13 protein-coding genes are annotated in these 14,160 nt (G+C 63.5%); 7 read left to right on the top strand and 6 right to left on the bottom strand.

Features of this window, described 5'->3' with window-relative positions; translation table 11 throughout:
- Window positions 1–74 precede the first annotated feature (74 nt).
- Together zapD and AWB79_RS28095 are read left to right on the top strand one after the other, a co-directional pair.
- Window positions 75–830 (top strand): cell division protein ZapD, encoded by a 756-nt coding sequence (gene zapD, locus AWB79_RS28100; RefSeq protein WP_061170731.1) that lies wholly within the window; start codon window positions 75–77, stop codon window positions 828–830.
- A gap of 63 nt (window positions 831–893) precedes the next feature.
- On the top strand, window positions 894–1,085 hold the full coding sequence (locus AWB79_RS28095; RefSeq protein WP_061170730.1) for a DNA gyrase inhibitor YacG: 192 nt from the start codon (window positions 894–896) through the stop codon (window positions 1,083–1,085).
- 16 nt (window positions 1,086–1,101) lie between these two features.
- Here AWB79_RS28095 and AWB79_RS28090 read toward each other — a convergent pair whose 3' ends face one another.
- From AWB79_RS28090 to secA, 4 genes are all read right to left on the bottom strand, one after another.
- Window positions 1,102–1,533 carry an NUDIX domain-containing protein gene (locus tag AWB79_RS28090; RefSeq protein ID WP_061170729.1) on the bottom strand — a complete coding sequence of 144 codons (432 nt, stop codon included), beginning with the start codon at window positions 1,531–1,533 and terminating at the stop codon, window positions 1,102–1,104.
- On the bottom strand, window positions 1,530–2,393 hold the full coding sequence (locus AWB79_RS28085) for an ATP-binding protein (protein WP_061170728.1): 864 nt from the start codon (window positions 2,391–2,393) through the stop codon (window positions 1,530–1,532). Before AWB79_RS28085 ends, AWB79_RS28090 begins: the two co-directional genes overlap by 4 nt.
- A gap of 10 nt (window positions 2,394–2,403) precedes the next feature.
- On the bottom strand, window positions 2,404–3,645 hold the full coding sequence (gene argJ, locus AWB79_RS28080; RefSeq protein WP_061170803.1) for a bifunctional glutamate N-acetyltransferase/amino-acid acetyltransferase ArgJ: 1,242 nt from the start codon (window positions 3,643–3,645) through the stop codon (window positions 2,404–2,406).
- Window positions 3,646–3,807: 162 nt separating this feature from the next.
- Window positions 3,808–6,621: a preprotein translocase subunit SecA gene (secA, locus tag AWB79_RS28075; RefSeq protein WP_061170727.1), complete on the bottom strand. Its 2,814-nt coding sequence runs from the start codon at window positions 6,619–6,621 to the stop codon at window positions 3,808–3,810.
- Window positions 6,622–6,887: 266 nt separating this feature from the next.
- Between secA and AWB79_RS28070 the strand changes: the two genes are divergently transcribed.
- From AWB79_RS28070 to AWB79_RS28050, 5 genes are all read left to right on the top strand, one after another.
- A complete protein-coding gene (locus tag AWB79_RS28070) occupies window positions 6,888–7,379 on the top strand; it encodes a DciA family protein (protein ID WP_061170802.1) in 492 nt (163 codons plus the stop codon).
- Window positions 7,380–7,774: 395 nt separating this feature from the next.
- The gene (gene hpnI / locus AWB79_RS28065; RefSeq protein ID WP_061170726.1) at window positions 7,775–8,950 is read left to right on the top strand and encodes a bacteriohopanetetrol glucosamine biosynthesis glycosyltransferase HpnI; all 1,176 of its coding nucleotides are present in this window, start codon (window positions 7,775–7,777) and stop codon (window positions 8,948–8,950) included.
- 81 nt (window positions 8,951–9,031) lie between these two features.
- Complete coding sequence (gene hpnJ / locus AWB79_RS28060) at window positions 9,032–10,456, top strand: hopanoid biosynthesis associated radical SAM protein HpnJ (RefSeq protein ID WP_061170725.1); 1,425 nt, start codon at window positions 9,032–9,034, stop codon at window positions 10,454–10,456.
- Between the two features lie 4 nt (window positions 10,457–10,460).
- The gene (gene hpnK, locus AWB79_RS28055; RefSeq protein WP_061170724.1) at window positions 10,461–11,279 is read left to right on the top strand and encodes a hopanoid biosynthesis-associated protein HpnK; all 819 of its coding nucleotides are present in this window, start codon (window positions 10,461–10,463) and stop codon (window positions 11,277–11,279) included.
- A 5-nt stretch (window positions 11,280–11,284) separates the two neighbouring features.
- Entirely contained in the window at window positions 11,285–12,277 is a 993-nt protein-coding gene (locus AWB79_RS28050; RefSeq protein WP_061170801.1) for a lysylphosphatidylglycerol synthase domain-containing protein, read from the top strand.
- Between the two features lie 56 nt (window positions 12,278–12,333).
- On the opposite strand, the gene lpxC is transcribed toward AWB79_RS28050, so the two are convergent.
- Together lpxC and AWB79_RS28040 are read right to left on the bottom strand one after the other, a co-directional pair.
- Window positions 12,334–13,251 (bottom strand): UDP-3-O-acyl-N-acetylglucosamine deacetylase, encoded by a 918-nt coding sequence (lpxC, locus tag AWB79_RS28045; RefSeq protein WP_061170723.1) that lies wholly within the window; start codon window positions 13,249–13,251, stop codon window positions 12,334–12,336.
- A gap of 266 nt (window positions 13,252–13,517) precedes the next feature.
- Window positions 13,518–14,021 (bottom strand): peroxiredoxin, encoded by a 504-nt coding sequence (locus AWB79_RS28040; protein ID WP_061170722.1) that lies wholly within the window; start codon window positions 14,019–14,021, stop codon window positions 13,518–13,520.
- Window positions 14,022–14,160: the final 139 nt, after the last annotated feature.

Here is a 14,160-nt window from a genome sequence, read left to right as displayed (position 1 = left end):
GGGTGAGGATGCGGCATTAGAATGTGCTCACTTCCGCTCATGGAAGCAACCGACCCACGCCGAGGCGAGCGCGCTTGATCCTTTACGAGTACCCCTTCAACGAGCGCATCCGGACGCTGCTGCGGCTCGAAGATCTGTTCGAGCGCTTCACGTTCTTTCTGACTCAGGAAGACGCGCGAGAGCATCATGTCGCGCTCACGACGCTCTTCGAGATCGCGGAAGTCGCCGGCCGCACGGACCTCAAGGCCGATCTCATGAAGGAACTGGAGCGGCAGCGGCAAACGCTCGCACCGTTCCGCGGCAATCCGGGTATCGAACAGGAAGCGCTCGAGGCCGTGCTCGGCGAGATCGAGCAGACGCTTGCCGGGCTTACCGAAATGCATGGCAAGACCGGGCAGCATCTGGCCGATAACGAGTGGCTCGCGAGCATTCGCAGCCGCACGATCATTCCCGGCGGCACCTGCAAGTTCGATCTGCCTTCGTATTACGCGTGGCAGCAGTTGCCGGTCGAAGAGCGGCGTCAGGACATCGCCAAATGGGTCACGCCGATGCTCGCGCTGCGCGACGCGGCCGCCATCGTGTTGCGGCTCGCGCGCGAATCGGGACAGGCATCGAAAGTCATGGCGATGCAGGGCAGCTATCAGCAGATGCTCTCCGGCCGCACCTACCAGCTGATGCAAGTGCGCGTTTCGCCCGATACCCGCGTGATTCCGGAAGCAAGCGCGAACAAGTACATGCTGTGGGTGCGTTTCACGGTGCAGGACGGCGACCTGAAACCCCGCGCCGTCGATGTCGACGTTCCCTTTCATCTGACGCTTTGCAGCCTTTGAACGGAGCGATTTGGCCGCATATGGTCAAATACCGTTTCATCGCCTGATCAATTCGTCACTGTCATGACCACTGTCGTCAAATGTCCGACCTGCGGCAAGGATGTCCGCTGGGTTCCCGAAAACCGTTTCCGTCCGTTCTGCTCCGAGCGTTGCAAGCAGATCGATCTCGGCGCTTGGGCAACCGAGAAATACCGCATCGAAGGCAATGCGCAGGAAACGCCGCCGGACGATGACTCGCGCGGCGGCCTGAACTAGGCCCCCGAGCTAAACCTTACTCGCGCTCTTCCTCTTCGAGCCATTCAAGAATCGGAATGGCCGCGGGCAGGAGCGGCGCGACTTCCACCGGAAGCCTCTGCCAGGCGATCGCCTGACCTTCGCGTCCGAGCGGCGTGCCCTTCCACTCCGTCACCTTGCAGAAAAACAGACGCACGTACGCATGCGGATAATCGTGTTCGAGCGTGCGCCAGAGCTGGCACGCGGTGACGTCGATGCCCAGTTCCTCGTGCAGTTCGCGCCCGAGCGCCGCCTCGATGCTCTCGCCCGGTTCGAGCTTGCCGCCGGGAAACTCCCAGTAACCTTCATACGGTTTGCCTTCGGGCCGCTGCGCGAGCAGATAACGTCCGTCATGGTGCACCATCACGCCGACGGCCACTTCGGTCACCTTGCGGCCATCGGGCGCGATGTCGGCTTTCGTGTCGGTCATTGCTTGCGTCCCGACCAGTCGCGCGCGAACTGCCACGCGACGCGCCCCGAACGCGATCCGCGTTCGAGCGCCCAGACGAGCGCATCGCCACGCGCGCTTTCGACTTCGGCGCCGTCGCAGCCGAAATGCTTCAGCCAGTGGCCGACGATCGCCAGATAGTCGTCCTGCTTGAACGGATAGAAGCTGACCCACAAACCGAAGCGCTCGGACAGCGAGATCTTTTCCTCGACCACCTCGCCCGGATGAATCTCGCCGTCGGACGTGTGCTTGTAGGTCTCGTTGTCGCTCATGTACTCGGGCAACAGGTGACGGCGATTCGAGGTCGCGTAGATCAGCACGTTGTCCGACTGCGCCGACACGGAGCCATCCAGCGCAACCTTCAGCGCCTTGTAGCCCGACTCGCCTTCCTCGAAGGACAGGTCGTCGCAGAACACGACGAAGCGCTCGGGCCGCGCCGAGATCAGATCGACGATGTCGCCGAGATCGTGCAGATCGTCCTTGTCGACCTCGATCAGGCGCAGGCCGTCCTTCGAATATTCGTTCAGGCACGCCTTGATCAGCGACGACTTGCCCGTGCCGCGCGCGCCGGTCAGGAGCACGTTGTTCGCCGGCAGCATTTTCACGAATTGCTGCGTGTTCTGCTGAATCAGGCCCTTCTGACGGTCGATGTTCTGAAGGTCATCGAGCGAAATCTGCGAGATGGCCGGCACCGGTTGCAGAAAGCCGCGCCCCTGACGCTTGCGCCAGCGAAACGCCACCGCCGATGCCCAGTCGATATCCGGCGCCGCCGGCGGCAGCATGCCTTCGATGCGCGCGAGCACAGCTTCGGCGCGAGTGAGAAATTGTTCGAGTTTGTCCATGCTTACGGGCTCAGGAGCGATAGTCGGCGTTGATGCTCACGTAGTCGTGCGAGAGGTCGCAGGTCCAGATGGTCGCTTGCGCGTCGCCGCGGCCGAGCAGCACGCGGATCGCGATCTCGCTCTTCTTCATCACGCGCTGGCCGTCTTCTTCCTTGTACTCGGGATTGCGTCCGCCGGCTTTCGCGACGAGCACGTCATCGAGATAGAGATCGATCTTGCCGACGTCGAGATCCGTCACGCCCGCATAGCCGATCGCCGCGAGAATGCGGCCCAGATTCGGGTCCGACGCGTAGAACGCGGTCTTCACCAGCGGCGAATGGCCGATCGCGTAGGCGATCTGGCGGCATTCCGCCGCGTCTTTGCCGCCTTCGACCGTGACCGTCATGAACTTGGTCGCGCCTTCGCCGTCGCGCACGATGAGCTGCGCCAGTTCTTGCGCGACTTCGGTGACCGCATCGCGCAACGCGGCGTACGCGGGCGAATCCGTCGAGGTGATCGCCGGCAGCGACGACTTGCCCGATGCGATCAGGATGAACGAATCGTTGGTGGAGGTATCGCCATCGATCGTGATGCAGTTGAACGAGCGATCCGCGACGTGCTTCACGAGCTGATCGAGCACGGGCTGCGCGACGTTGGCGTCGAAGGCGAGGAAGCCGAGCATCGTCGCCATGTTCGGCTTGATCATGCCCGCGCCCTTGCTGATGCCGGACAGCGTGACCACGTGACCGTCGATCGTCACCTGACGCGAGGCCGCCTTCGGCAACGTGTCCGTCGTCATGATGGCCTGCGCGGCGTCGAACCAGTACGCGGCCTGCTGGTTCGCGAGCGCGGCGGGCAGGCCGGCCTTCAGGCGATCGATCGGCAGCGGCTCGAGAATCACGCCGGTCGAGAACGGTAGGATCTGCTGTGCGTCGAGGCCCGCGAGGCGCGCGAGTTCGGCGCAGGTTTCGCGCGCGTGCGCCATGCCGGGCTCGCCCGTGCCGGCGTTCGCGTTGCCGGTGTTCACCACGAGCGCGCGAATGCCCTTGCCGCCCTTGCCCGCCGCCGCGAGATGCTCGCGGCACACGGTGACCGGCGCGGCGCAAAAGCGGTTCTGCGTGAACACGCCCGCGACGCTCGCGCCTTCATCGACGCGAATGACGAGCACATCCTTGCGGTTGGGCTTGCGAATGTTCGCCTCGGCGTAACCGAGCGTGACGCCGGCGACGGGATGAAGCGCTGCGGGATCGATGGAGGGAAAGTTGACGGCCATGTTCGCGTCTCGCTGAAGGTGGCGCGTGCCGGCCATGCAAGCCGGCACATGATGGAAGACTGACGTCGGCCAGCTGAATCGAACCGGCGCCGTGAAATGTAGAGTCCTGCAAAGACAAACGACGCATCGCTGCGTCGCTTGGTCCTGCCAGTCACCGGCCGATTACACCAGCTTGCCGTGACAGTTCTTGTACTTCTTCCCGCTGCCGCACGGGCAAGGATCGTTGCGGCCGACCTTCGGCACGTCGTCCGAGGGGCGCGTGGCGACGCTGATGTCGTCGCCTGCCGCCATCGCCTGGCTGACCATCGCAGCCGTGGCGCTCGCGGCCGTCGCGGCGGGCGTCGGCTCGGCGGCCGGCGCGTTGAAGTCCGCGTGCGTGAACGACACGTTCTCCAGATGGCTGCCCTTCTCTTCGTACTGTTCGGCCGCTTCTTCCAGTTGCTCCGGCGACTGAATCTGCACGTTCATGACGACGCGCGTGACTTCCTGCTTCACCGCATCGAGCATCGCGGCGAACAGTTCGAACGCCTCGCGCTTGTATTCCTGCTTCGGGTTCTTCTGCGCATAGCCGCGCAGATGGATACCCTGACGCAAGTGATCGAGCGCGGCGAGGTGCTCGCGCCAGCGGCTGTCGAGCGTCTGCAGCATGATCGAGCGCTCGAACGCGCTGAACGACTCGCGGCCCACCATCGCGACCTTCGCTTCGTACGCTTCGTCGGCGGCGGCGAGCACGGCTTCGCAGATTTCCTCGGCGTCGATGGAATTCGACTCGTTGATCATCTCCTGCACGGCGAGGTCGAGCGACCAGTCGTTGCGCAGCACTTCTTCCAGTTCCGGCGCTTCCCACTGCTCTTCGATGCTGCCCGCCGGCACGAACGTGCGCACCACGTCGCCGACCACGCTCTGGCGCATCGCGGCGATGGTTTCCTGCACGTCGTTCGCTTCGAGCAGTTCGTTGCGCTGCTGGTAGATGACCTTGCGCTGATCGTTGGAGACGTCGTCGTATTCGAGCAACTGCTTGCGGATGTCGAAGTTGCGCGCTTCGACCTTGCGCTGCGCGCCTTCGATGGAGCGCGTGACCATGCCCGCTTCGATCGGCTCGCCTTCCGGCATCTTCAGGCGGTCCATGATCGAGCGCACGCGGTCGCCCGCGAAAATGCGCAGCAAAGGATCGTCCAGCGACAGATAGAAACGCGACGAGCCCGGATCGCCCTGACGGCCCGCCCGGCCGCGCAGCTGATTGTCGATACGGCGCGACTCGTGACGCTCGGTGCCGATAATATGCAGACCGCCCGCCGCCTTCACGTGATCGTGCAGCGTCTGCCATTCGTCGCTGAGCTTCTGGATGCGCGCGGCTTTTTCGTTCTCGGGAATCGAAAGATCCGCGTCGATGAACGACGCCTGCTTTTCCACGTTACCGCCGAGCACGATGTCCGTGCCGCGACCGGCCATGTTCGTCGCGATGGTCACGACGCCCGGACGGCCGGCTTCCGCGACGATCGCCGCTTCCCGCGCGTGCTGCTTCGCGTTCAGCACCTCGTGCTTCACGCCCGCTTGCGCGAGCAGCCCGGACAGCAACTCGGATGCTTCGATCGACGTCGTGCCGACGAGCGTCGGCTGGCCGCGCTCGACGCAATCGCGAATGTCGCGAATCACGGCGTCGTAGCGCTCCTTCGAGGTCTTGTAGATCTGATCCTGCTTATCGACGCGCTTTGGCGGACGGTTGGTCGGAATGACGACCGTCTCCAGCCCGTAGATTTCCTGGAACTCGTACGCTTCCGTGTCCGCCGTACCGGTCATGCCGGACAGCTTCGCGTACATGCGGAAGTAGTTCTGCAGCGTGATCGACGCGAGCGTCTGATTCTCGGCCTGAATCTGGACGTGTTCCTTGGCCTCCACCGCCTGATGCAGACCATCCGACCAGCGGCGGCCGGTCATCATGCGGCCCGTGAATTCGTCGACGATCACGACTTCGCCGTCCTGCACCACGTAATGCTGGTCGCGCAGGAACAGCGTGTGTGCGCGCAACGCGGCGTAGATGTGGTGCATCAGCGTGATGTTCTGCGGCGCGTAGAGGCTCTCGCCCTCGCCGATCAAACCCCACTCGGCGAGCAGGCGCTCGGCCTTCTCGTGGCCCGATTCCGTGAGGAAAACCTGACGCGCTTTTTCGTCGAGCGTGTAGTCACCCGGCTTTTCGACTCCGGTGCCGTCCGCCTTCTCCTCGCCGATCTGCAGCTCGAGCAGCGGCGGCAGCGCGTTCATGCGCACATAGAGCTCGGTGTGATCTTCAGCCTGACCGGAGATGATGAGCGGCGTACGCGCTTCGTCGATGAGGATCGAATCCACTTCGTCGACGATCGCGAAATTGAGCGGCCGCTGCACGCGCGCGTTGGTCTCGTAGACCATGTTGTCGCGCAGATAGTCAAAGCCGAACTCGTTGTTCGTGCCGTAGGTGATGTCCGCCGCGTAAGCTTCCTGCTTCTGACCGTGCTCCATTTGCGACAGGTTCACGCCGCAGGACAGGCCGAGGAAGTTGTAAAGGCGCGCCATCCATTCGGCGTCGCGCTGGGCGAGGTAGTCGTTCACCGTGACGACGTGCACGCCGCGGCCCGACAACGCGTTCAGATACGCGGCGAGCGTGGCGACCAGCGTCTTGCCTTCGCCGGTGCGCATTTCGGCGATCTTGCCGTAGTGCAGGACCATGCCGCCGATCAGCTGGACGTCGAAGTGACGCATCTTCAGGATGCGCCGGCTCGCCTCGCGGCAGACCGCGAACGCCTCGGGAAGGATCACGTCCAACGACTCGCCGCCCGCGACGCGCTGGCGGAACTCGTCCGTTTTCGCGCGCAACTGATCGTCCGAATATTTCTCGACGGTCGGCTCTAGGGCGTTGATCGCCGCAACGGTCTTTTGATACTGCTTGACCAGTCGCTGATTGCGACTGCCAAAAATCTTCTGAAGGAAACCGGTCGTCATTGGATCAGTGTCTGCGTCGCGGCCTCGGCCAGGCACATTTTGGCAATGCGCCCGCGATCGGAAAACCTCGGCGACTTAAGTCCATTTGGATGAAATCGAATCGGGAATTTTAGCACGCGAGTTTGGCAGAGCTTACGTCGCCTCCGCCGCGCGCCCGTCGCCGGGACGCGACAGTCAACGGGCTGAAAGCAAAGCGCACCCGCCCGCGACGCTTGACGCGCTCGCGCTACAATTGGCGCTCGCGCCACGCGTTCGCCGAATCAAAAATGAGCCGTTTCCCATCAAATTCAAGGTCTGCGCCGCAGCGTTTCGATCCGCGCCGCCCGCAAGCCGTCGCCGACGTGCTCGATCGCACCGACGCCTTTCGCGCGCTGCGCGCGGGCGTCGAGCAGATGGCGGCGCTGCAGCGCGACTTGAGCGCGCTCTTGCCGGACTATCTCGCAGCGAACGTCGAACCCGGTTTCATCAAGGACGGCGTGCTCGCGCTGTTCGCCGCGCACAATGCGCTCGCGGCGCGCTTGCGGCATATCGAGCCGCGCCTGCTCGGGGACCTTCAGCAGCGCGGCTGGGCGGTGAACGCGCTGAAAATCCGCGTTCGTCCGCAGCCGATGAAGGAATCCGCGCCACCCAAGCAGGCGCGCATGTCGGCGGCGGGCGCTTCGGCGCTGCATGAGCTGGCGGAATCGCTGGAGCCGTCGCCATTGCAGGAAGCGCTCGCGAAAATGGCCGCGCGGCATCGGACGCAGGGCAACCGTTAAACGGCGAACACGGCTGCCGCCAGACATTCACCCGCTTTCCTTCCCTCTCGATATTGCGAATCAGCCGATTATTCCGCGATTTCGAGATAATCCGACGGTCGTAAAAAAATATTACTAACGAGTTTAATCTCGGCCCGTTTTTATAGTCCCGCACTCTTCCACATTTTTTGTCACAAACGCGGCCAAGGCATTGTTAGAATTCGCCAGAATTCCAATTGGGCCAGCACTTCCCGGTTATCGACGTCGCGGTCATTCGATCGACGCCGGGTCTCCGGCGCAATGCCGCCAAGCTCACGCGCGCCCCGCCGCTCCGGCGTTGAACGCGCTTTCGCATGCGCCCTGTCCGGATTGACGGGTTTTCGCTGCATCGCGGCCGTTCGCGCCCGGGGTTTTTCATGTCAAATTTTGTCTCCATCGGCGGTATTCTTTTTCTGCCGGTTTTAGCCGCGGCGATTTACGCATTTGCAGCCGCTGTCATGCCGGGCTTCGGAAAGCGCCGAATATTCCCGACCTGCGCGCAGGAAAGCGCGATCACCGTGCTCAAACCGCTGTGCGGCGCGGAACCGCGTCTTATCGAGAATCTCGCCAGTTTTTGCGTGCAGACGCATCGGCATTTCGAGCTCATTTTCAGCGTGGCTTCGCCGTCTGATCCGGCCATCGCGGTCGTGCGCCGTCTTCAGGCCGCTTACCCCGAGCGCGACATTCGCCTGGTGATCGATCCGCGCGTCCATGGCCGAAATCTGAAGGTCAGCAATCTCATCAACGCAGCGCAACACGCGCGTCATGACCTGATCGTGCTGGCCGACAGCGATATTTTCGTCGCCCCCGACTACCTTCGCGCCGTGACCGCGCCGCTGGCCGATCCGACAGTCGGCGTGGTGACCTGCCTCTATCGCGCGGCGCCCGTCGGCGGATTGTGGCCACGCATCGGCGCGCTGTTCGTCAACGAATGGTTCGCGCCTTCGGTGCGCGTGGCGCACGGCGGCGGATCGCGCGAATACGGCTTCGGCGCAACCCTCGCGCTGTCGCGCAGAACGCTGGAGGCGATCGGCGGCTTTCACGCGCTGAAAGACTGTCTCGCCGACGATTACTACCTCGCCGACCACGCGCGCCGTCTCGGCCTGCGCACCGTGCTCTCGCCGATGCTCGTGGGCACCGACGTCACCGAGCCCGGCATCGCCGAACTCTGGCAGCGGGAGACGCGCTGGTTGCGCACGATCCGCTCGATCAATCGCGCGGGCTTCGCGTTTCTGTTCGTCACCTTTTCGTTCCCGTGGATGCTCGCCGGCATGGCCTGCGCGCTGACGAGCGAGCCCGCGCCGCTGTCCTTGCCGCTTTTCGTCACGTCGTGTGCGGGCATGGCGGCGCGCGTCCTGCTGCATGCGCGCGAATCGCGTCCGCTGCGTTCGTTCTGGCGCGATTTGTCGCTCGTGCCGCTGCGCGACTCGCTGCTCGCGCTCGAATGGCTCGCGGCCGTCTTCGGTTCGACGGTCGTGTGGCGCGGCGCGCGCATGCCGGTCGAAGGCCACGCGGTGCGGCAGACCGCACGGCCCATGTCCACGGGACGCTGATTCACGCCGCCGTGGCGCAACTCCATCCCGGACGCCGTTCCGGCTTTCCTCATTTATCGCAAGCGACTTGCGGAAGCACTCATGAAGAAGACGCTCTTTCTCCAGGCGCCGTCGTTCGACGGATTCGACGGCGGCGCCGGTTCGCGCTATCAGGCGAAGCGCGAGATCCGCTCGTTCTGGTATCCGACCTGGCTCGCCCAGCCCGCCGCGCTCATTCCCGGCAGCCGGGTGGTGGACGCTCCCGCCGACGGCATGTCCGTCGAGGCGGCGCTCGATCTCGCGCAGCAATACGATCTCGTCATCATTCACACGAGCACGCCGTCGTTTCCGTCGGATGCGCTCTTCGCGGAGCATCTGAAGCAACGCGATCCGGCGATTCTGATCGGCATGGTGGGCGCGAAAGTCGCGGTCGATCCGCACAACTCGCTCGGGGCGAGCGACGCCATCGACTTCGTGTGTCGCGAGGAATTCGACTATACGTGCCTCGAAATCGCGCAAGGCCATCCGTTCTGCGATATCAAAGGACTGAGCTACCGCAGCCCGGACGGCTCGATCGAACACAACGAGGCACGGCCGATCATCGAGAATATGGACGAGCTGCCGTTTGTCGCGCCGGTGTATAAACGCGATCTCAAGGTCGAGAACTATTTCATCGGCTATCTGAACTATCCGTATGTGTCGATCTACACGGGACGCGGCTGCCGCTCCCGTTGTACCTTTTGCCTGTGGCCGCAGACGGTGGGCGGGCACCGGTATCGCGTGCGTTCGGTCGAGAACGTGCTCGAAGAAGTGAACTGGATTCGCGACAACATGCCCGAAGTGAAAGAGATCATGTTCGACGACGACACCTTCACCGATTTCAAACCGCGCGTCGAGGAAATCGCGCGCGGGCTTGGCAAGCTCGGCGTCACGTGGTCGTGCAACGCGAAAGCCAACGTGCCCTATTCGACGCTCAAGATCATGAAGGAAAACGGCTTGCGCCTTCTGCTCGTGGGCTACGAATCGGGCGACGACCAGATCCTCCTGAACATCAAGAAAGGTTTGCGCACGGACATCGCGCGACGCTTCGCCGACGATTGCCGCAAGCTCGGCATCAAGGTGCATGGCACGTTCATTCTGGGTCTGCCGGGCGAGACGAAAGAGACCATCGAAAAGACGATCCAGTACGCGAAGGAAATCAATCCGCACACGATCCAGGTATCGCTCGCGGCGCCCTATCCGGGCACGGCGCTCTACAGGCAGGCCGTGGAAAACGGCTGGATGGAAGAAAACAAGACCGTCAATCTCGTCAGCAAGGAAGGCGTGCAACTCGCGGCCATCGGATATCCGCATCTTTCGCGCGAGGACATTTATCACGAACTCGAGCGCTTCTATAAGCGCTTCTATTTCCGGCCATCGAAGATCTGGGAGATCGTGCGCGAAATGCTGACGAGCCGGGACATGATGAAGCGGCGCCTGCGCGAAGGCGTCGAATTCTTCCGCTTCCTGCGCGCGCACGAGGCTTGATGCGATGCGCGGCCTGATCGTCACCGCCGATGACTTCGGCCTGCACGAACGTGTGAACGAGGCGGTCGCGCTAGCACATCGCGAAGGCGTGCTGAATTGCGCCAGCCTCATGGTCGGCGCGCCGGCCGCGGCTCACGCGGTGCGGGTCTCGCGGGCGAATCCGGGCCTGCGCGTCGGCTTGCATATCGTGCTTGCGGATGGACCTGCGACCTCGCCCGCCTCGGAGATTCCCGCGCTCGTCGGCAGCGACGGCCGCTTCGAAGACCGCATGGTGCGTGACGGCTTTCGCTTCTTTTGTCTGCCGCGTGTGCGCCGTCAACTGGCGCGCGAGATCCGCGCTCAGTTCGAAGCGTTCGCCGCGACCGGCCTGGCCCTCGATCACGTCAACACGCACAAGCACTTTCATCTGCATCCGACCGTGCTGTCGCTGATTCTGCGAATCGGCCGCGACTTCGGCATGCACGCGATGCGCCTGCCACGCGAACCGGACGCGCCGCTCGCGCTTCGTCCGTGGATGGCGCTGGTGCGCGCGCGCCTCGCGCGTGCGGGAATCGCGCATAACGACCACGTGTTCGGCATGGCGCGCAGTGGCGCAATGGACACCGCGGCGCTGCTCGACGCGCTCGCGCGTCTGCCGCAGGGCGTCACCGAGATCTACTGTCATCCGGCGATGCGCGCGGACACGCCCATCACGGAATCGATGCGCGATTATCGGCACGCTGACGAACTGAACGCTTTGCTGTCGCCGCGCGTGGCGTCGGCGATCGAATCGGCCGGCCTCGTGCGCGGCGGATTCGCCGACGTCTTCCCGCACAGACGATGAATTTCGTGTTGCGCGCGCTGCGCTGGGCGGCGCTTCCGGCGGGCATCGTCGCGTTGATCGCATTCGTCGCGCATCAGGGCGCCGGCGATGTCATCGCGATCATCGATCGCGCCGGGTGGACGCTGCTCTGGCTCGTTCCGTTCCACGCGCTGCCCCTGCTGCTCGACGCGCAGGGCTGGTGCGTGCTGCTCGCCGGGCGCGCATCGCTCGGGTTCCTCTGGTGGGTCGCCGCGGTGCGCGAAGCCGTGAGCCGGTTGCTGCCGGTCGCGAGCATCGGCGGCGAAGTGGTCGGCGTGCGGCTGGCGCGCTGGCGCGTGCGCGACGAGACGGTGGTGATGGCGTCGGTGATCGTCGAAGTGCTCGTGACGATTGCCGTGCAATATGCGTTTTCCGCGCTGGGAATCCTGCTCGCGCTTGGCTCGAAGCGCGGCGCTGGCATCGAATCGATCGCGCTCGGACTAGTGCTGTCGCTGCCGCTGCCGGTGCTCGCGTTCGCCTTGTTGCGCAGAGGCGGCTGGTTTCAGGCGATCGCGCGCTTTGCCGGCCGCGTGTTCGGCGAGACGCATCCGCTCACGCGCGGCATCGACGGTCCGAGGCTCGACGCCGCGCTCGACGCGCTCCTGCGTCAACCGTCCACCCAATTGCGCGCGTTCGCGTGGCAACTCAGCGGCTATCTGCTCGGCGCGCTCGAAGTCTGGTGGGCGCTGGCGCTGCTCGGCCATCCGGTGTCGATCGGCGACGCCATCGCCATCGAGGCGCTGACGCAGGCCGTGCGCCACGCGGCGTTCATGGTGCCCGCGGGACTCGTGGTTCAGGAAGCGGCGGTCATGCTGTTCGCGACGATGTGCGGCGTCGGCATGGATGCGGCGATCGCGCTGCCGCTCATCAAGCGCATGCGGGAGACCGTGTTCGGATGCATCGCGCTTGCGACATGGCAAATCGCCGAGATCGCGAGACGCCGTCCGGGACGTCGCAATCTCGCGGCGCAAAAAAAATGAGCGGCGCGGGGCCGCTCATTTCGTGTTCCTGCTTTGTACCGACTTTGTACCGATGCTCAGGCAAACGCCGTCTGTGTGTCGAAACCAAAACCGCGCGGCGCCTTTTGCGTATCTTCGAACGTGACGATTTCGTAGGCGTCTTCGTTCGCGAGGAGTTCGCGCAGCAGCATGTTGTTCATTGCGTGGCCGCCCTTGTACGCCTTGTAGGAAGCCAGCAGCGGATGACCGACCACGTACAGATCGCCGATCGCGTCGAGCATCTTGTGCTTCACGAACTCGTCGTCGTAACGCAGGCCGTCGTTGTTCAGGATGCGGTATTCGTCCAGCACGATCGCGTTGTCCATGCTGCCGCCGCGCGCGAGACCCAGTTCTCGCATCATCTCGACTTCATGCGCGAAGCCGAACGTGCGCGCGCGCGCGATTTCGCGCACGTACGACGTGGTCGCGAAATCTACTTCCAGCGCCTGACCGGTCTTGTCGACGGCCGGATGCCGGAAATCGATCGTGAAGCTCAGCTTGAAACCGAAGTACGGATCGAGACGCGCGAACTTGTCGCCGTCACGCACTTCGACGGGCTTCGTCACCTTGATGAACTTCTTCGCCGCGTTCTGCTCCTCGATACCCGCCGACTGGATCAGAAACACGAAGGAAGCCGCGCTGCCGTCCATGATCGGAATTTCCTCGGCGGTCACGTCGACATACAGGTTGTCGATACCCAGACCCGCGCACGCCGACATCAGGTGCTCGATGGTGGACACGCGCGCACCATCTTTCTGCAGGACGGAGGCGAGACGAGTGTCGCCAATCGACATTGCCGACGCGGGAATATCGACCGGTTGCGGCAGGTCGATTCGCGCAAACACGATGCCCGTGCCAGCCGGCGCGGGACGCAAGGTCAACTCGACCTTGCGGCCTGAGTGGAGCCCGATTCCCACGGTTTTGACGACGGTCTTGATTGTTCGCTGCTTCAACATGATGTTCTGATCCGATTCGTGTTCCCTATAAAGAGAATCAATCGCGTATTAGGTACTAATAGATCGAATTATACTCCATTCGTCGCGCGACGTCCTGCTTCGGGAGGTATCAACTGTTTCCCTGTGTTACGCCACGCCAGCCGAAACAGGAAGTAGAACGGGCCGATGGCCGGAATGGAGGCATTTCCGGTCATCGGCCCCAAGTTGCCGCTGATTACGAGGGCGCCTGAGCGTTGCACAAAGGCAACGCGGCAGCGCCGATGCACTCAGCGCAACGTCGCGAGGATGCTTCGAGCGTCGCTGACTTCGAACTTTCCGGGCGCTTCGACATTCAGCGTCTTGACCACGCCGTCGTCGACCACCATCGCGTAGCGCTGGGAACGGATTCCCATGCCACGCTCGGATAAGTCCTGATCCAGTCCGAGCGCCTGAGTGAAACGCGCACTGCCGTCAGCGATCATCTTCACCTTGCCCGCGGTTTGAAGATCGCGTCCCCACGCGCTCATGACGAACGCGTCGTTGACGGAAACGCACCAGACTTCGTCGATGCCGGCAGCGGACAAATCCGCCGCCGACTCGACATAGCCCGGCACGTGTCTGGCGGAGCACGTCGGCGTGAACGCGCCCGGCAATCCGAAGATCACCACGCGCTTGCCGGCGCACCGCTCGCGCGCCTGGAACGCATTCGGTCCCACGGCGCAGCCCTCAGTCGCCTCCTCGATGAACTCGAAGAGGCGCGCATCGGGCAACGTGTCACCCACTTTGATCATGCTCGGTCCTTCCCTCGTCAGTGCTCGCGAACATCCTTGCGATTGCATCGTCCCGCAGCGTCGATAAACGTGATCGCGGCGAATTCGGCTTCAATCTGCCATCCTCGACGTCAGGAGACAAATTCGTGGAGGTCGGCTG

This window comes from Caballeronia hypogeia (assembly GCF_001544875.2).
GTDB lineage: Bacteria > Pseudomonadota > Gammaproteobacteria > Burkholderiales > Burkholderiaceae > Caballeronia > Caballeronia hypogeia.
This window is presented reverse-complemented; position numbering and strand designations above follow the sequence as displayed.

Bases quoted from the DNA above. Each gene is read 5' to 3' on its own strand.
- secA (WP_061170727.1), bottom strand. From the start codon at position 6,621: ATGACGACCGGTTTCCTTCAGAAGATTTTTGGCAGTCGCAATCAGCGA.
- AWB79_RS28070 (WP_061170802.1), top strand. From the start codon at position 6,888: ATGAGCCGTTTCCCATCAAATTCAAGGTCTGCGCCGCAGCGTTTCGAT.
- hpnK (WP_061170724.1), top strand. From the start codon at position 10,461: ATGCGCGGCCTGATCGTCACCGCCGATGACTTCGGCCTGCACGAACGT.
- AWB79_RS28040 (WP_061170722.1), bottom strand. From the start codon at position 14,021: ATGATCAAAGTGGGTGACACGTTGCCCGATGCGCGCCTCTTCGAGTTC.
- argJ (WP_061170803.1), bottom strand. From the start codon at position 3,645: ATGGCCGTCAACTTTCCCTCCATCGATCCCGCAGCGCTTCATCCCGTC.
- hpnI (WP_061170726.1), top strand. From the start codon at position 7,775: ATGTCAAATTTTGTCTCCATCGGCGGTATTCTTTTTCTGCCGGTTTTA.
- AWB79_RS28095 (WP_061170730.1), top strand. From the start codon at position 894: ATGACCACTGTCGTCAAATGTCCGACCTGCGGCAAGGATGTCCGCTGG.
- AWB79_RS28085 (WP_061170728.1), bottom strand. From the start codon at position 2,393: ATGGACAAACTCGAACAATTTCTCACTCGCGCCGAAGCTGTGCTCGCG.
- hpnJ (WP_061170725.1), top strand. From the start codon at position 9,032: ATGAAGAAGACGCTCTTTCTCCAGGCGCCGTCGTTCGACGGATTCGAC.
- lpxC (WP_061170723.1), bottom strand. From the start codon at position 13,251: ATGTTGAAGCAGCGAACAATCAAGACCGTCGTCAAAACCGTGGGAATC.
- AWB79_RS28090 (WP_061170729.1), bottom strand. From the start codon at position 1,533: ATGACCGACACGAAAGCCGACATCGCGCCCGATGGCCGCAAGGTGACC.